Source organism: Mycolicibacterium chitae, from assembly GCF_900637205.1.
Classification (GTDB): domain Bacteria; phylum Actinomycetota; class Actinomycetes; order Mycobacteriales; family Mycobacteriaceae; genus Mycobacterium; species Mycobacterium chitae.
The window spans coordinates 3,438,226-3,454,564 of record NZ_LR134355.1 but is presented as its reverse complement, the minus strand read 5'-3'; the positions used below and the strand labels follow the sequence as shown (position 1 = coordinate 3,454,564).

Sequence of the window (16,339 nt, the reverse complement as noted above, 5' to 3'; positions counted from 1 at the left end):
GTCAGTGGTAGGCCCTGCGTTCGTCGGGCGGCGGAATCTGTGCGCCGTGGTATTCCACGGGCACGCCACCGAGCGGGTAGTCCTTGCGCTGCGGATGTCCGACCCAGTCGTCGGGCATCTCGATGCGGGTGAGCGCGGGGTGGCCGTCGAAGATGATCCCGAAGAAGTCGTAGGTCTCCCGTTCGTGCCAGTCCACGGTCGGGTAGACCGAAAACAACGACGGCACATGGGGATCAGCGTCCGGACAGGTCGTCTCGAGCTGGATGCGCCGATTGTGCGTGATCGACATCAGCGGGTACACCGCGTGCAACTCGCGGCCCTCGTCACCGGGGTAGTGCACCCCCGAGACCCCGGCGCACAGTTCGAAGCGCAATGCGGCGTCGTCGCGCAGCGCCCGCGCCACCTGCGGCAGGTGTTCGCGTCGAAGCTCGAGGGTCAGCTGCTCGCGGTGCACGACGACGCGTTCGACCGCCTCCCGGAACGCGGATCCGAGCACCTCCGCCAGGCGGTCGACGACCTCGTCGAAGTATCCGCCGTAGGGCCGCGGGCTGCTGCCGGGCAGTGCCACCTCGCGGATCAGCCGCCCGTAACCGGAGGTGTCGCCGGTGCCCTCGGGACCGAACATGCCGGTGCGGACCTCGATCACCTCGGGGTCGGCCGGATCGTACGGACTCATCGCAACAACCCCTTGAGCTCGATGGTGGGCGGCGAGTCCAGGGCGGCCCGTTCGGCGGCGGCGATGACCTCGTCGCGGTGCACCCCCAGCGGCATCTCGGCGATCTTGGCGTGCAGCGTCAACAGCGCGTTGAGCAGCATCTCCGGGCGCGGCGGGCAGCCGGGCAGGTAGATGTCGACCGGCACCACATGGTCGACGCCCTGCAGGATCGCGTAGTTGTTGAACATCCCGCCGGAGGACGCACAGACCCCCATCGCCAGCACCCACTTGGGCTCGACCATCTGGTCGTAGACCTGCCGCAACACCGGCGCCATCTTCTGGCTGACCCGCCCGGCCACGATCATCAGGTCGGCTTGGCGGGGGGTGGCCGAGAACCGTTCCATCCCGAATCGGGCGATGTCGAACCGCGGTCCGGCGGTGGCCATCATCTCGATGGCGCAGCAGGCCAGTCCGAAGGTCGCCGGCCACAGGGAGCCCTTGCGGACGAAGCCCGCGGCCTTCTCCACCGTGGTGAGCAGGATCCCGCCTGGTAGTTGTTCCTCTAGTCCCAATTCAAGCCTCCCCGCCGCCACTCGTACGCATAGGCGACCGACACGTTGAAGATGAACAGCGCCACGGCGATCACCCCGAACAGCCCGAGGCTGTCGAATGCCACCGCCCACGGGTAGAGGAAGACGATCTCGATGTCGAAGATGATGAACGACATGGCCACCAGGTAGAACTTGATCGGGAAGCGGCCGCTGCCGGCGTCCTGCGGCGCGGGTTCGATGCCGCATTCGTAGGCCATGACCTTGGCGCGGTTGAAGCGCCGGGGGCCGATCACCAGCGCTATTCCGACCGATCCGACCGCGAAGGCGGCTGCGATGGCCCCCAGGACCAGGATGGGCGTATAGAGCTCCATGGGTACTGCTGCGCTCCCTCGCTCGGGCTGTCGATGTGAGCTAACACACAGCCTAGCGATCTTGACCGCTGACCCGGCGCATTTTGGTTAGGATCGTCGCAACCGCGCAGGAAACGCCCAGGAATTCCCGGATCTTGTGAAAAAGTATGGGCGGCAGAATATTTCGCGCGGTGATTCCGACCGCTCGGTGTCCAGCTGAGGGCCCCGCTCAGGACGCGCGGGCGCGCAACAATCCCACCACGGCCTCGCCGAGCTCAATGGGGTCGATCGGGTGCGGCACGGCGGCCTCGGCGCGCGACCACTTTGCCAGCCAGGCGTCGTCGCGCCGGCCGGTCAGGACCAGGATCGGCGGGCAGACCTCCAGCTCGTCCTTGAGTTGCTTGGCGATTCCCATCCCACCGGCCGGGGTGGCCTCGCCGTCGAGGATCGCCAGGTCGATGCCGCCGGCGTCCATCTGCTGGATGACGACGGGTGCGGTGGCAACCTCGAGATAACTCAGCTCGGGCAGGTCGGGGTGCACCCGCTTGCCGAGTGCCAGCAAGACCTGTTCGCGGGTGCGGGGGTTGTCGCTGTACACCAGCACGCGCACGGAAGTGTCGGCCACGACGCCGATGCTACGGCGATATTCGTTCGGCCTGCGGGCTTTTGATGCCGCGCGTCCCCGCCGCTACAGCAGCGGCGCCATGTCCTTGGGATCGAAATACTCGTCGATCCGACTGATCAAGCCGTTGGCACCGAGCTTGATCACGATGCAGACCCGCAGCGCGATGCTGGCGCCGTCGGTCCCGGTGGCGTGCAGGAGGTGCTGCTGGACGAAGCCGGATTCGAAGACCTGACGGTCGAAGATCTCGTAGCGGCGCGCGGTGGTGCGGTCGATGAACCAGGTGATGACGCGCAGCGCGCGGGCCCGGTCGTTGTCGGCGGCGTCGCCGCTGTGCCACACCGCGATGTCGGCGTCGAACAGTTGCTCGATCGTCGCGACGTCGGTCTGCTCGATCGCCCGGAACAACCTGTCGGCCACGCCGATGATGGCGGCTTCGTCGGGGACGGGCATCTGCTCACTCCTGTTCGTAGCCGGGGTGCGCGGCGGCCAACCGGTGGCTCACCACCGTGCGCAGCGCCGCCAACACCTCGTCGGTGCGGTCGTCGTGCGCACCGGCGCGGATCGCGGCGGCCAGTGCGGCCTCGTCGTCGGCGCCGAGGCCCGCCAGCGCCGCGTCGACCTGCTCGGCGCCGGGTCCGTCGAGTTCGCGGACCACCATGCGCAGCGCGTTGGCGGCGACCCGGGCGTGGAAGTTCACCTGCCCGTCTCCGCCAGGACCATCGGGTCGGGTGGCCTCGCGGACGTCGCCGTCGAGGAAGTCGGCGACGGCGGCGACGAGTTCGGCCGCCGTCGGCCGGCCGTGCAGGGTCATGACGCCTCCATCAGGTTGAGCAGATCCCACTCCGTCTCGCAGACCCGGCGCCCGATGGTCGCCAGTTCCACTGACGGGGACTCGCCCGAGAGGTGCCGCTCGGCCTGGAACCGGCAGATCACCCCCCACCGCAGGGTGGCCAGCACCAGCCACCAGCGGAACGCCGCCCGGTCGATGGCCGCACCGCCGGCGGCCTCGTAGGCGCTCAGGAACTCTTCGATGCTGCCCAGGCCGCCGGCGCCGAGTTCCTTGGGTGCGCCGAACCGCCAGGCCCGGATGCAGAACCAGGCCAGGTCCTCGACCGGGTCGCCGGCGTGCACCAGCTCCCAGTCGAGGACCGCCGCCAGGCGCGACCCGTCGACGATGAGGTTGCCCATCCGGAAGTCCCCGTGCACCAGCGTGGGGGCCGCGGCGGCCGGGCGGTGGCGCTCGAGCCACCGGAACGCGAACTCGAACGTGGCGGTGGTGTCGTTCATGGCGTCGAGTTCGGCGCGTGCCGCCGCCACCGGGTCCTCGGCGCCGAGTTCGGCGGCGGCCGGGTCGATCCGGTGGATCCTGGCCAGCGCGTCCGCGCATTGGCGCAGCAGCGAGGCCCGGCCCGCGTCGTCGAGCCCGCGGTAGATCCGCCGGACGATGGTCTCCCCGCCGATGGCCGTGCAGATCAGATAGGGATTGCCCAGTGGGGCAACGGAGTTCGACGCCGCGAGGATCTCCGGCACCGGGGCGCCCTGCTCGGCGGCCAACGCCTGGACCCGGGCCTCGAGCTCCATGCTGGCGTGGATCTCCTCGGGGGGCCCGGTGCGCAGGATCAGGGCCCGGGTCCCGGCGTCGGTGCGCGCCGTGAACGACCAGGTAGTGCGGCTCGCGCCGCCGGTCAAGCGGGCCAGGTCCTCGATCTCGGCGCCCAGGATGGTGCCGAGTTGTGCCGCCAGGCTCATTTGCGGCCGAACTTGAGCATGCGCTGGGCGACCCGGCGGATCTGGATTTCCTCGGCGCCCTCGGTGATCCGGTACCGGCGGTGGTGCCGGTAGATGTGCTCGAACGGCTCGTGGCGGCTGTAACCGAGGCCGCCGTGGATCTGCATGGCGCGGTCGGCGGCCTCGCACACCAGCCGGTTGGCACGGTAATTGGCCATCGAGACCTTGTCGGAGACCTCCATGTGGTGATCGCGATCCAGATGCCAGGCCGCGTAGTACACCAGCAGCCGCACCATCTGCGCCTCGGTCTGCAGTTCGGCCAGCGGCCACTGCACGGCCTGGTTCACCGACAGCGGCTTGCCGAAGACGATGCGCTCACCGGCGTAGGCGGCGGCGCGGTCGATACAGTACTGCGCGGCACCCAGGCTGGAGGCGGCCTGCCGAATCCGGTTCTCGTGCAGGAAGGTCTGACCGACCTCGAGGCCGCGGTCCACCTCGCCGAGCACCGCTTCCGCGGGCACCCGGACATCCTTGAGTTCGACCTCCGCGTGGTCGCTGGGCATGTTGAAGGTCCACCAGTAGTAGGGGACCTCGAATCCCTCGGCGTCGCAGGGCACCAGGAACGCCGTGATGCCGGTGGCCTGCCCGGCCTCCCCGGAGGTGCGGGCGAAGATGAGGTCGTGGGTGGCGCGGTGCACGCCGGTGTTCCAGCGTTTGGTGCCGTTGATGACCCAGTCGTCGCCGTCGCGCACGGCGCGGGTCTCCAGCCAGGTGGCATCGCTGCCGTGGTTGGGTTCACTCAACCCGAACGCCATCGACTTCTCGCCGGTGATCAGCGCCTCGCACCAGTCCTTGCGCTGGGCCTCGGTGCCGAACCGCGACATCATGATCACCTGCGGGAAGTTGCCGACGATCGACGACTCGTCCTGCAGGTCGTTGTGCAATCCGAGTCCCTTGTGCGCCAGGTGCTCTCGGATGACGGCCATGTCGAGGTTGCTGCCGCCGCGGCCGCCGAACTCGGTGGGCAGGCCGTAACGCAGCCAGCCCGCCTTGTCGGCGCGGCGGCGCATCTCGTCGAGCAGGTCCTCCCACTCGCGGTTGGGGATGCCACCGTTGTCCAGATCGGTGCGCGCGAACTCGCGGCGCCGATCGAAGTACTGCATGTTCTCGCGTTCCAGCGGTTTGATCTCGGCCTCGATGAAGGCGTCCATCTCGGCGAGCAGACCGGGCAGATGATCCGGCAGGGTGAAATCCACGACTGACTCCTCGGGTAGCTCTGGTCAGCGACCGTACAGCGTCTTTCGCCAGATGGTCGCCAGGGTGTGTACGGCATCCTCGTCGGTGCTGCGGACGCCCAGTGCGGCGGCGTCGGGGCGCAGATAGACGGTGGTGAACTGTTCGAACATCAACGCGATGGCCAACGCCAGGTGGTCGGGGTCCAGGTCGTCGGCGTATCCCTGCGCGCGCGCCGCGCGTACCGAGGCCCGCACGATGTCCATCCCGAAGCGCCGGAACGCGTTCTGCACCTCGGCGAACCGGGGCTGGCCGGCACCGAGTTGGTCGACGGCCACCATGATGCCGATGTTCTGTTTGAACATGTTCCAGTAGCCGGTGACCGCGGTGGTGAAGAACTCGGTGTCCTCCGCCGATTCCGGTAGCCGCAGGTCGGTGCCCGACGGCGCGACGATGTCCTGCAGGAAGCTCTGCGCCAGCGCCGCCAGCAGATCCTCCTTGTCGTCGAAGTAGCGGTAGAACGCCGCCGACGACTTGCCGGCGGCGGAGGTGATATCGGCCAGCGTGGTGGCGTGAAAGCCGCGCTCGGCGAACAGTTTCCGGGCCGCGTGCTCGAGGGCGGCCCGGGTTTGCTGTCCCTTGCTGGACAGCGTGCGCGGGGTCATCAGCCGCCGATCCGGTCCCCGGCCCGCAGCAGCGAACTGGGCAGTTCGTGGCCGATGAGCCGCTGCGCGACCCCGGCCGCCTCGATGGTCCGGTCCAGGTCCACACCGGTGTCGATATCGCTGTCGCGCAGCAGGTACACCAGGTCCTCGGTGGCGATGTTGCCGCTGGCCCCGGGGGCGAACGGGCAACCGCCCAGGCCGCCGACCGAGGCGTCGAGGCGCGTCACCCCGGCCTGTACGGCCGCGTACGCGCTGGCCAGCCCGGCCCCGCGGGTGTTGTGGAAGTGCGCGCCCAGCGGGGTGTCGCCGATGATCTGCTGGACCTGGGTGAGCAGGGTGCCGACCCGGCGCGGGGTGGCGGTCCCGATGGTGTCGGCGATCGCGATGCGGTCCACGCCGAGATCGCAGGCGGCCGTGACGATGTCGAGCACCCGCTGCGGGGCGGTGGGGCCGTCGAACGGGCAGTCCCAGGCGGTCGCGACGATGACCTCCAGCTTGGCCTCGTTGTCCCGGGCGATCCGCAGGACGTCGGCGATCGCGACAGTGGCCTCCTCGGTGCCCCGACCCACGTTGGCCCGGCTGTGCGAATCGGCCGCCGACACGACGTACTCGATCGAGTTCAGGCCCGCGGCGATGGCGCGCCGCGCGCCGTTGGGGCTGGCGACCAACGCCGAGAACTCGACGTCGAAATGCGGTGCGCTGAACCGTTTCAACTCGGCGGCGAACTGCTCGGCGTCGGCCAGGGCGGGCACCTTCGACGGCGAGACGAAGGCGGTGGCCTCGACCTCGCGCACGCCGGTGGCGACCACCGCCTCGAGCAGTTCGATCTTGGCGTCCAACGAGATCGGCTCTTCGATCTGCAGGCCGTCGCGCAGGGAGACCTCGCGGATGGTGACCTGGCTGGGCAAGTCGCTCATAGCACCCCCTCGGCGTGCAGCTGTTCGAGTTCGGCGGCGCTGCGACCGAGCAGGCCGCGGTAGATCTCGTCGTTGTGCTGGCCCGGCCGCGCCGAGCCCGCCGACCGGATGGTGCCCGGCGATTCGGAGAGCACCGGGACCACCCCCGGGCCCTTGACGTTGCGCCCGATGCGCTCGTCGAAGTGATCGGCGATCATCCCGCGCGCGTTCAGTTGCGGGTCGGTCACCACCTCGGCGACGGTGTTGATGGGGCCGGAGATGACCCCGGCCTTCGACAGCGTGTCGATGATCTCGCCCGGCGGGCGCTGCGCGGCCCACTCGCCGATGATCTTGTCGAGTTCGTCCTGATTGCGTCCGCGCGCGACGTGGTTGACGAAGCGGTCGTCGTCCGCCAGCTCCGGCCGGCCCATGGCCCCGCACAGCCGGCGGAAGACCGTGTCCTGGTTGGCCGCGATCACCACCCAGCTGCCGTCGGCGCTGCGGTAGATGTTCGACGGGGCGATGCCTTCGAGCCGGGTGCCCGACGGGCCGCGGACGACACCGCCGATGTCGTAGTCGGGGATGGTGGATTCCTGGATGGCCAAACAGGATTCGGTCAGCGCCGCGTCGACGATCTGCCCGGTCCCGGTGACGGTCCGGCGATACAGCGCCGCCAGGGCCCCCTGCGCGGCGAACATGCCGGCCAGGCTGTCGCCCAGGGACAGCGCCAGCCGCGGCGGCGGCCCGCCGGGGAAGCCGTTCATGTGCCGCAGGCCGCTGGCTGCCTCGGCCACCGAGGCGTAGCCGGCCTTGTGGGCCTCGGGCCCGGTCTGGCCGTAGCCGGAGACCCGCACCAGGATGATGCCGGGATTGCGTTGGGCCAGCACGTCATAGCCCAGGTTCCACTTCTCCAGCGTGCCCGGGCGGAAGTTCTCGACGATGATGTCGGACTTGTCGACCAGGTCCAGGAACAGCTCGCGGCCCGCCGCCTCCCGCAGGTTCAGCGTGACGGCCTTCTTGTTGCGGGCGTGCACGGTCCAGAAGAAGTGCTCGCCGTCGAGTTCGGCCTGCCCCCAGGTGCGCAGCGGATCCGGCGTACCGGGCGGCTCGATCTTGACGACCTCGGCGCCCATGTCGCCGAGCAGTCGACCCGCGAACGGCCCCGAGATCAGTGTGCCGACCTCGATGACCCGGATGCCGTCCAGCGGCCCGGTCGGGGTCACGGTGTCTCCAGGGAGAAGCCGTGCCGGTGCAGCCAGTCGGTGCAGATCCCGACCGCCTCGCGCAGGGTGTCGCGTTGGTCGGGACCCGCGTAATAGTGGTTGGCCCCGGCGATCTCGTGCATCTCCTTGTCGGGGTGCCCGATCGCCTCGAACAGCCGACGGGTGTGGCTGGGGGTGCACGCGTCGTCGGCCAGGTTGCCGATCACCAGCGCCGGGACGGCGATGTCGGGTCCGGCCTTGACCGCGTCACCGTTGGCGTCGTCGTAGCTCCACTGCGACAGCCAGCTGCGCAGCGTGCAGAACCGGGCCAGGCCGACGGGGGAGTTGTTGACCACCTGCGGGTCGCCCAGATAGCAGGTGCCGGGCTTGCGGTCGTTGGGGTCGACGGTCGGGTCCAGCCAGCGCGGATCGGCCATGGTGCCGTGCACGACGAAGGCGAACTCGTCCTCGGGGCGCCCGGCCGCCTGCAGTTCGGCGAGCTTGGCCTTGACCCACTGGGTGATTCGCCGGTTGCGGGCGATCTGCGCCTCGCGGTAGCGGTCCAGGAACTCCGCGGTGTAGGGCGGCTGGTTCGGGTTGTCGGGGTTGTAGAGGTCCAACTCCGGGTCGCGCTTGCTGGGGTCGTTCTCGTCGAGAATGGAGGCGTCGAGCCATTCGGTCATGGTGCCGTGGCGGCTGATGTGCGCCGCGAGCAACATGATGCCGTCGGCCGGGATCAGGCCCAGCTTGGTCAGGTCGGGGCCGTCGCCGGACGGGCTCGCGGTCACCGTCGGGTGCTGGGCCTGCTGCTGGTAGAACACCGACAGCGAGCCGCCGCCACTCCAGCCGGCCAGCACCACCTTCGAATAACCCAGGCGGTTCTTGGCGTCCTTGATGCACTCGCCGAGATCCTCGACCACCTTCTCCATCAGCAGCGCGGAGTCGGTGCCGCGGAAGCGACTGTTGCAGTAGATGACGTGGTGTCCGGCCCGGGCGAGCCCGTTGATCATCGGCAGGTAGGCCCCGCCCCCGATGGGGTGCATGAAGACCAGCACGGTGTCGGACGGCTTGTCCTTGGGCTTGAGCAGATAGCTTTCCAGCACCACCAGCTCGGCGACTCCGCCGTACACGTCGCGGACGCCCGAAGTGTTCTGGTAGGCAACCAGATACGGGATCCGGTCGTACTCGAACTTGGTGCGGGTCTCAGTGTTCGTCGTTGCGGTGCTCGTCATCTCAGTGTTGCCCCAGATCGTTGGCGAGGATTTCGGCGGAGGGAATCAGGCGGCGGCGGGTGTCGATGGCGATCACCGACCAGTCCACCCGGTCGTAGTCGTCGAACTTGCGGCGGGCGCGTTCCCGGGCCTTCTCCGGGGCGCCGTGGTGAACCCCTTGCGGCGCATGGGAAACCAGGCCGGGCGGCATCGGGATGCCGTAGAGCGTCCCGCCGTGGAAGAACGCGATCTCGTCGTAGTCGACGTTGCGGTGGTACCACGGGGTGCGTTCGGTGCCGGGGACGGTCTCGGCCGGCTTGGGCAGGAAATTCATGATGTAGACGCCGGTGGCCTGCATGAACAGGTGCACCGTGGGGGGCAGGTGGACGCTCTCGGAGGTGATGACCGTGTAGTCGTCGATGTTGAAGGTGAACGGGAAGTTGTCGCCGCGCCACCCCTCCACGTCGAGCGGATGATGTTGGTAGAAGAGCGATGTGGGGCCGCCATCATGCATGAGGCGGACCTCGTACTCGCCGTCGACGTGCGGGCCCTCGCCGTCGTCGATCGGCTGCGGATCCGGGATGGTGGCCTGCGCGGGGTCGAACGGGAAGTGGCGGCCGAGGGTGCCGGCCGGGGGCACGCGGAACTCTTCGGTGGCCTGGATCATCAGCAGGGTGGTCTCGGCGGCCGGGATCTGGCGCCAGGTGCAGGCCTTCGGGATGTAGACCCAGTCGCCCTCGCGGTAGTCCAGCGGTCCGAGTTCGGTTTCCAACCGGCCGGTGCCCTTGTGCACGAAGAACAGCAGGTCGCCGTCGAAGTAGCGCACGAAGAACGGCATCTCCTCGGTGCGGCGGCTCAGCAGAACCTGGCAGTCGGCGTTGGAGAACATCAGCAGGGGAGCGCCCTGGGGATCGGTGGCGTCGGCCGGCTTGAGTTCGGAACTGAGCACGTCGGTGGGCCGCAGCGGGCCGACCGTGCGATACGCGGTCGGGTCGTTGCGGCGGTACATGTTGGCGGTCCGCCCGACGAAGCCGCCGCGGCCGAGTTCGTCGTCCTTGAGGCCGTCGAGATCGGCGTGAACGCGCTTGGGGGTTTTGCCTTTGCGCAGGTGGACGAAGGATTCCATGGACAAGCTCCTCGGTCAGCAGAAGTGAAACTGACTTTACTTTTACCTACCCGCCGGGTCAACCCGCCCTGCGATTCTGGCGTGATCGCACACGCTCAGCATGGGAAATCACGCCGAAATCGCTCGGGGTCGGGGCTCGGGGGCGACGCTCAGGGGCGGAGCATGAACTCCAGGAACCGCTCGCGCTGCGCGGCGCTCAGGGGAGGGGTCTTGCTGCCGGCGATCTGCAGGAAGCCGATGCCCGCGGCGAAGGTGGTCTGCGCCCGCAACTCCGCCTCCTCGGGGGCGAAGTCCAGGTCGGCGAACGCCTGCCGCACCGTGCGGATCACCCGGCGATCGGCGGCCGCCACGCTGGCGGCGACGTTGGGGTCGGTGCGCGCCCACTCCCGCATGGCCCGCTCCAGCTGCCAATGCCGCGGACTGATCAGGGCCTTGATCATCATCGACAGCCGCTCGGCCGGCGGCCGGTCGCGGATCTCTTGGTAGACCCGGTGCTCCTCGCCGCGCTGCTCGGCCCAGGCCTCGATCAGCGCACTGCGATAGCCGGCCATATCGGAAAAGTGCCAGTAGAAACTGCCCTTGGTGACGCCCAGCCGCGCGCAGAGCCGGTCGATCTTGAGCGCCTGCAGGCCGTCCTCGGCGATCAGCGTGTACCCGGCCTGCAGCCAGTCGTCCACGGAAAGGCGGGAGTTGCCGGTCGCGCGCGGGGCCATGCCAGGCAGCCTACGGCCGCCCCGCCGGCGGGGTCGGAGGTCCTACTTCAGCTCGGTCGAGGACAGCCCGAGCAGTCGGCGGGCCACCACCAGCTGCTGGATCTGCTGGGTGCCCTCGAAGATGTCCAGGATCTTCGAGTCCCGCGCCCACTTCTCCAGCAGCGTCTGCTCGGAATAGCCGGTGGTGCCGGCCAATTCGACGGCCTTCAGCGTGATGTCGCTGGCCACGCGGGCGGCCTTGGCCTTACCCATCGAGGCTTCCTTGGAGTTGGGGATCCGGTTGTCGGCCTGCCACGCCGACCGCACGGTCAGCAGGTAGCCGGCCTCCCAGTCGGCCTCCATCCGGAGGAACTCCGCGGCCGGGGCGCTCTGGGCGTGCGCGGGCTTGTCGTAGGAGATCTCGATGCCGGCGTCGGTGAGCAGCTTGCGCAACTCCTCGAGTGCGGCCCGCGCCACACCGACGGCCATCGCGGCCACGATGGGACGGGTGTTGTCGAAGGTCTCCATGACCCCGGCAAAACCCTTCTCCACGTGGATCTCCGGGTCGCCGAGCAGGTTGTCCTTGGGGATGCGGGCGTTGTCGAACCGGATCACCGCGGTGTCGGAGGCCTTGATGCCCAGCTTGCGTTCGAGCCGCTCGACGATCACGCCGGGGTGCTCGCGCGGCACGATGAACGACTTGATGGCCGCGCGGCCCTTCGACTTGTCCAGCGTCGCCCACACCACGATGTGGGAGGCCCGGGACCCGGCCGTCACGAAGATCTTCTCGCCGTTGATGACGTACTCGTCGCCGTCGAGGGTCGCCGTCGTCGTCACCGCCGCCGAATCCGAGCCGAAGCCGGGCTCGGTGATGGCCATGGCGGCCCACACGTCCTTGCCGAGGCGCTCCAGCTGCTCGGGGGTGGCCACCGAGGAGATCGCCGCGTTGCCCAGGCCCTGCCGCGGCACCGACAGCAGCAGCGCGATGTCGCCCCAGCTGATCTCGAGGGCATTGAGCAGTGCGGACATGTTGGCGCCGTTGACATTTGTCTTCTTGCCGTCGTGGGCGGTGTCGGCGAACGCCTCGGCCCCGGCGAACGAGATGGTCTTGGCCTCCGAGATGCCCTCGAACAGGTCGGCCAGGGTGTCGAGCTCGACGGGGTAGGCGTGCTCCTTGACGTCGTACTTGCGCGAGATGGGCCGCAGCATCTCGGCCGCACCTTGGTGGCCCTTCTCGATGACCGCCTGCAGCTTCTTGGGCATTTCCAGATTGATAGCCATGGTGTTCAGTCCCTTCCTCGCCGGCGCCCTTAAAGGACGACCACACCCTCAGCGACGCCGATGGCCCGCAGATCGCGGTACCACCGCTCGACCGGGTGTTCCTTGGTGTAGCCGTGTCCGCCGAGCAGCTGGACGCCGTCCAGGCCGATCTGCATGCCCCTGTCGGCGCCGAGCTTGCGGGCCAGTGCGGCCTCCCGGGCGAACGGCAGGCCCTGTTCGGCGCGGGACGCGCCCCGCCAGGTGATCAGCCGCAGGCCGTCGAGTTCGATGGCGATGTTGGCGCACATGAACGCCACCGACTGCCGGTGGGCGATCGGCTCGCCGAAGGCCTCGCGCTCCTTGACGTAGGGGATGACGTAGTCGAGCACCGCGTGCGAGGTGCCGACGGCCAGGGCGGCCCAGCCCAGCCGGGACAGCGCGATCGCCTCGGAGTAGTTGCGGTCGTGCTCGGCCTCCTCGACGTCCTCGCCGAGGCGCGCCGACAGCGGCACGGACACCTTGTCCAGCTCCACCTGGCCGAGGGCGGCGGCGCGGATGCCCATGCTGGGGTCGGCCTTGACGGTCAGCCCCTTGGCGCCCGCCTCGACGATGAACAGCGTGGGCTTGCCGTTGAGTTGCGCTGCGATGATGAACATTTCGGCGTCGGCGGCGGCCGGCACCAGCGACTTCACCCCGTCCAGCCGGTACCCGCTCGGCGTGCGCACCGCGGTGGTCTTGAGCGCGGTCGGGTCGAACAGCGGCAGCGGTTCGGCGATGGCCAGGCACGCCTGCGGCACGTTCTCGCCGGCGAACTCCGCGAGGTAGGTCGCCTGCTGATCGGCGCTGCCCCAGTGGGTCAGGGCCGAGGCGACGCCGCCGGGCGCCAGGATGGGCAGCGCCAGGCCCATGTCGCCGTAGGCCAGGGCCTCGGCCACCAGCGCGTTGGTCACCGTGGCGCGGTGCTCGGCGATGCCGTCGAAGTCCTCGGGGATGTTGATGGCGGTGACGCCCAACTCGGCGGCCTTGGCCAGCAGTTCGGGCGGGTAGGTCGCGGCCTCGTCGGCCTCGAGCGCGGCCGGGCGCAGGATCTCCGCGGCGAATTCGCGCACCGTGTCGACGATCATCTGCTGATCGTCATCGGGGGTCAGGTCGAAGTAGTCCGAACCCTTCTGTGCCCCATTGGTTTCCAGCCGCGTGGGGGCCTTCCCGAGCCCTTGGACGCGCTTGAACTGGCGGGTCGAGGCGCCGGCCGCGGAGAACACCGTCCTGACCCCGTAGCGCAAACCCCGGTTGAGCGGGTCGCGCAGGTTGTACTTGTCCAGGAACTCCTGACCCACGATCGGGGTGATCAGGGCCAGCCCGATATCGGTGGCGGTGCGCTTGTGCTTCTGCAGACCGACGGCGCTCTCGTGGCGGATGGAATTGGTGGTCATGGGTCAGCACCTCAAAGGGGTTGGGGAGCAGGTGTGAACAACCGTATCTTACTCCAAAGTAAGGTACGGCTCTTTTGTTAGGTAATTCACACCGCGCTCAGGCGCTGCACCACCTGATCGTGCACCAGTCCGTTGGTCGCCAGGGCGCTGCCGTGATGCGGACCGTCGCGGCCATCGACGCTGGTGAAGCGGCCGCCGGCCTCGCGGACGATGATGTCCAGCGGAGCCAGGTCCCACAGCTTGACCTCCGGTTCGACGGCGATGTCGACCGCGCCCTCGGCCACCAGGCAGTAGGACCAGAAATCGCCGTACGCCCGTACTCGCCAGACCTCGTCGGTGAGGGCGACGAACCGCCCCCGGCTGTCCTCCCAGCCGGTGGTCAGGTCCGAGTAGGACAGGCTCGCCGCGCTCAGCTCGGACACGCCGGATACCGACAACCGCCGGGTGCGGCCGTTGAACGAGCCGTGGGCCCCCTCGCCCCGGGCGGCCCACCACCGACGCCCCAGCGCGGGCGCGCTGACCACGCCGACCACGGGCACGCCGTCGTCGAGCAGCGCCAGCAGCGTGCACCACACCGGCACCCCGCGCACGAAGTTCTTGGTGCCGTCGATCGGGTCGATGACCCACTGGCGGCCCTCGCGCAGCGGCTCACCGCCGAACTCCTCGCCGAAGATGGCGTCGTCGGGCCGCTCGCGGGCCAGGGCGCCACGCAGTTCGGTCTCGGCGGACTCGTCGGCGTCGGTGACCGGGGTCAGGTCGGGCTTGGTGTCGATCCGCAGGTCGAGTGCCCCGAACCGGTCCAGCGTGATGGCGTCGGCCTGATCGGCCAGCGCGAGGGCGAGGGAGAGATCTTCGTGGACTTGGCGGTCACTCATGACAGGAGTCCTACCATGAGTGCGTGTGGGAAATCGGAGTGCTGCTCCTCCTCGTCGGCGCCCTGGTCCTGTTGATCGGGCCCCGATTCATGAAGCGCGGCCCCCGGCCCGGCTCGGACATGGCGCACGGCACGCTGCTGGTCACCGGGGTCAGCCCACGCCCGGAAGACGTCGGCGAGCAGTACGTCACCATCAGCGGCGTGATCAACGGACCGACGGTCCAGGAGCACGTGGTGTACCAGCGGATGGTCGTCGACGTCGACACCTGGCCGACCATGGGCCAATTGATCCCCGTCGTGTATTCGCCCAAGAATCCCGACAATTGGCGCTTCGGCCAGGACTGATCCGCTCGCGCGACCGGTGCTGCTAGGCGTGCCCCACCCGCAGCAGTTCGGCCACACTGGCCAGCTTCACCCGGGGCCGGCCCGTTGGCTCGCCGAGACCGCGCTCGTGCGCGTCGATGGTCTGCCAGTGCTCGCCGGTGACCAGGTCGGGCTGCCGGGACAGCAGCCACTGCCGAAGGTCCTCGGTGTGATCCGCGCCGACCTCGGCCAGTTCGGTGTCGGCCAGCGCCGCCAGCAACCGGTCGACGGTGGCCGCCGAGTCCTTTTTGTTGCTGCCGATCACCCCGGACGGGCCGCGCTTGATCCAGCCGACGACGAACTCGTTGTTGCTGCCCTGCACCTGCCCCTCGGTGTTGGGGATGGTGCCGCTGCGGTCGTCGAACGGCAATCCCGGCACCGGCCGGCCGCGATACCCGACGGCCCGGACCACCAACCGGGCCGGCAACTCCTCGCGCACGCCGGTGTCCTTGGCCACGATGCGGCCGGTGTCGTCGGCCACGAGTTCGTTGCGGCCCAACACGATCGACTCCACCCGCTCGTCGCCCTTGATCTCGACGGGGGAGGTGCGGAACCGGAACACGATGCGGCGGTTGCCCGGCCTGCGTTCGTGATCGAGGTAGCTGCGCAAGACCTTGATGTTCTGCTTGACCGTCTTTCCGGCGGCCTCGAGGTCCTCGTCGCTGATGTCGGCGAAGTCCGCGGGGTCCAGGACGACGTCGACGTCGGCAAGGCCCTCCAGGTCGGCCAGCTCGCGCAGTTCCAGCGTCGTGAACGTCGCCTGCAGCGGCCCGCGCCGGCCCAGCACCACGACCTCCTCGACGCCGCGCGGTCCCAGCGACTCGAGTGCGTGGTCGGCGATGTCGGTGGCCGCGAGCGCCTCCGGATCGGTGACCAAGATGCGGGCCACGTCCAGGGCGACGTTGCCGTTGCCGATCACCACGGCGCGCCGGCCGGCCAGGTCCGGGGCCATGTGCTCGAAATGCGGGTGCGCGTTGTACCACCCCACGAAGTCGACGGCGGCGATGCTGCCGGGCAGATCCTCGCCGGGGATGCCCAGCGGGCGGTCGGCCTGCGCGCCGATCGCGTAGATCACCGCGTCGTAGCGCTCGGCGAGTTCCTCGGCCTGCACGTGCTCGCCGGCGGTGATGTTGCCGAAGAAGCGGAACCGCGGGTCGGCGGCGGTCTTCTCGAACTGGGCGCTGATGGTCTTGATCTTCGGATGATCGGGCGCCACCCCGGAGCGCACCAGACCCCAGGGCGTCGGCAACATTTCCAACATATCGATCCGGACATCCGCGCCGCCGCTGTCGTCGGCCTGCTTCAGCAGTGCCGCGGCGGCGAAATATCCGGAGGGACCAGAGCCGACGATCGCCACATGGTAGGGGCGTATCTGAGACATGGACGCGGAACCTTCTGTCGATACCAAGCCGCGCGCAAGGGGGCTGTCGCGCGCAGGCGGGGCGGAATCTTTGCGGCGCGGGCGACCATTGCCG

19 protein-coding genes are annotated in these 16,339 nt (G+C 69.1%); 1 reads left to right on the top strand and 18 read right to left on the bottom strand.

The genetic code is table 11. The features are described from left to right. Position 1: 1 nt before the first annotated feature. The 17 genes from EL338_RS16475 to hisN form a co-directional block, all read right to left on the bottom strand. A complete protein-coding gene (locus EL338_RS16475) occupies positions 2–676 on the bottom strand; it encodes an NADH-quinone oxidoreductase subunit C (protein WP_126334727.1) in 675 nt (224 codons plus the stop codon). Then, positions 673–1,227: a NuoB/complex I 20 kDa subunit family protein gene (locus EL338_RS16470; protein WP_126334726.1), complete on the bottom strand. Its 555-nt coding sequence runs from the start codon at positions 1,225–1,227 to the stop codon at positions 673–675. Before EL338_RS16470 ends, EL338_RS16475 begins: the two co-directional genes overlap by 4 nt. Further along, on the bottom strand, positions 1,218–1,577 hold the full coding sequence (locus EL338_RS16465) for an NADH-quinone oxidoreductase subunit A (protein ID WP_126334725.1): 360 nt from the start codon (positions 1,575–1,577) through the stop codon (positions 1,218–1,220). The genes EL338_RS16470 and EL338_RS16465 overlap by 10 nt, the downstream gene beginning before the upstream one ends. 208 nt (positions 1,578–1,785) lie before the next feature. After that, positions 1,786–2,181, bottom strand: a complete 396-nt coding sequence (locus tag EL338_RS16460) for an Rv3143 family two-component system response regulator (RefSeq protein WP_126334724.1) — start codon at positions 2,179–2,181, stop codon at positions 1,786–1,788. Between the two features lie 63 nt (positions 2,182–2,244). Then, the gene (locus tag EL338_RS16455; RefSeq protein WP_126334723.1) at positions 2,245–2,631 is read right to left on the bottom strand and encodes a nuclear transport factor 2 family protein; all 387 of its coding nucleotides are present in this window, start codon (positions 2,629–2,631) and stop codon (positions 2,245–2,247) included. A 4-nt stretch (positions 2,632–2,635) separates the two neighbouring features. Continuing rightward, the gene (locus EL338_RS16450; RefSeq protein ID WP_126334722.1) at positions 2,636–2,992 is read right to left on the bottom strand and encodes a DUF6285 domain-containing protein; all 357 of its coding nucleotides are present in this window, start codon (positions 2,990–2,992) and stop codon (positions 2,636–2,638) included. Further along, on the bottom strand, positions 2,989–3,930 hold the full coding sequence (locus EL338_RS16445) for a phosphotransferase family protein (RefSeq protein ID WP_126334721.1): 942 nt from the start codon (positions 3,928–3,930) through the stop codon (positions 2,989–2,991). Before EL338_RS16445 ends, EL338_RS16450 begins: the two co-directional genes overlap by 4 nt. Next, entirely contained in the window at positions 3,927–5,165 is a 1,239-nt protein-coding gene (locus tag EL338_RS16440) for an acyl-CoA dehydrogenase family protein (protein ID WP_126334720.1), read from the bottom strand. The genes EL338_RS16445 and EL338_RS16440 overlap by 4 nt, the downstream gene beginning before the upstream one ends. 24 nt (positions 5,166–5,189) lie before the next feature. After that, positions 5,190–5,807 (bottom strand): TetR/AcrR family transcriptional regulator, encoded by a 618-nt coding sequence (locus EL338_RS16435; RefSeq protein ID WP_126334719.1) that lies wholly within the window; start codon positions 5,805–5,807, stop codon positions 5,190–5,192. Continuing rightward, on the bottom strand, positions 5,807–6,724 hold the full coding sequence (locus EL338_RS16430; RefSeq protein ID WP_126334718.1) for a hydroxymethylglutaryl-CoA lyase: 918 nt from the start codon (positions 6,722–6,724) through the stop codon (positions 5,807–5,809). The genes EL338_RS16435 and EL338_RS16430 overlap by 1 nt, the downstream gene beginning before the upstream one ends. Next, positions 6,721–7,926, bottom strand: a complete 1,206-nt coding sequence (locus EL338_RS16425) for a CaiB/BaiF CoA transferase family protein (RefSeq protein ID WP_126334717.1) — start codon at positions 7,924–7,926, stop codon at positions 6,721–6,723. The genes EL338_RS16430 and EL338_RS16425 overlap by 4 nt, the downstream gene beginning before the upstream one ends. Continuing rightward, positions 7,923–9,137, bottom strand: a complete 1,215-nt coding sequence (locus EL338_RS16420; protein WP_126334716.1) for an alpha/beta hydrolase family protein — start codon at positions 9,135–9,137, stop codon at positions 7,923–7,925. The genes EL338_RS16425 and EL338_RS16420 overlap by 4 nt, the downstream gene beginning before the upstream one ends. Before the next feature lies 1 nt (position 9,138). Then, positions 9,139–10,242, bottom strand: a complete 1,104-nt coding sequence (locus EL338_RS16415; protein ID WP_126334715.1) for a homogentisate 1,2-dioxygenase — start codon at positions 10,240–10,242, stop codon at positions 9,139–9,141. A gap of 149 nt (positions 10,243–10,391) precedes the next feature. Continuing rightward, a complete protein-coding gene (locus EL338_RS16410; protein WP_126334714.1) occupies positions 10,392–10,955 on the bottom strand; it encodes a TetR/AcrR family transcriptional regulator in 564 nt (187 codons plus the stop codon). Between the two features lie 42 nt (positions 10,956–10,997). Then, positions 10,998–12,215 carry an acyl-CoA dehydrogenase family protein gene (locus tag EL338_RS16405; RefSeq protein ID WP_126334713.1) on the bottom strand — a complete coding sequence of 406 codons (1,218 nt, stop codon included), beginning with the start codon at positions 12,213–12,215 and terminating at the stop codon, positions 10,998–11,000. 29 nt (positions 12,216–12,244) lie between these two features. After that, positions 12,245–13,627, bottom strand: coding sequence for an acyl-CoA dehydrogenase family protein (locus tag EL338_RS16400; protein ID WP_126334712.1), 1,383 nt, complete (start codon positions 13,625–13,627; stop codon positions 12,245–12,247). Positions 13,628–13,713: 86 nt separating this feature from the next. Next, positions 13,714–14,502 (bottom strand): histidinol-phosphatase, encoded by a 789-nt coding sequence (gene hisN, locus EL338_RS16395; RefSeq protein WP_126334711.1) that lies wholly within the window; start codon positions 14,500–14,502, stop codon positions 13,714–13,716. A 23-nt stretch (positions 14,503–14,525) separates the two neighbouring features. Here hisN and EL338_RS16390 point away from each other — a divergent pair, with 23 nt between their 5' ends. Beyond that, positions 14,526–14,846: a hypothetical protein gene (locus tag EL338_RS16390; RefSeq protein ID WP_126334710.1), complete on the top strand. Its 321-nt coding sequence runs from the start codon at positions 14,526–14,528 to the stop codon at positions 14,844–14,846. Positions 14,847–14,868: 22 nt separating this feature from the next. Here the strand turns inward: EL338_RS16390 and EL338_RS16385 are convergent, their stop codons facing one another. After that, the gene (locus tag EL338_RS16385; RefSeq protein ID WP_126334709.1) at positions 14,869–16,245 is read right to left on the bottom strand and encodes an FAD-dependent oxidoreductase; all 1,377 of its coding nucleotides are present in this window, start codon (positions 16,243–16,245) and stop codon (positions 14,869–14,871) included. Positions 16,246–16,339: the final 94 nt, after the last annotated feature.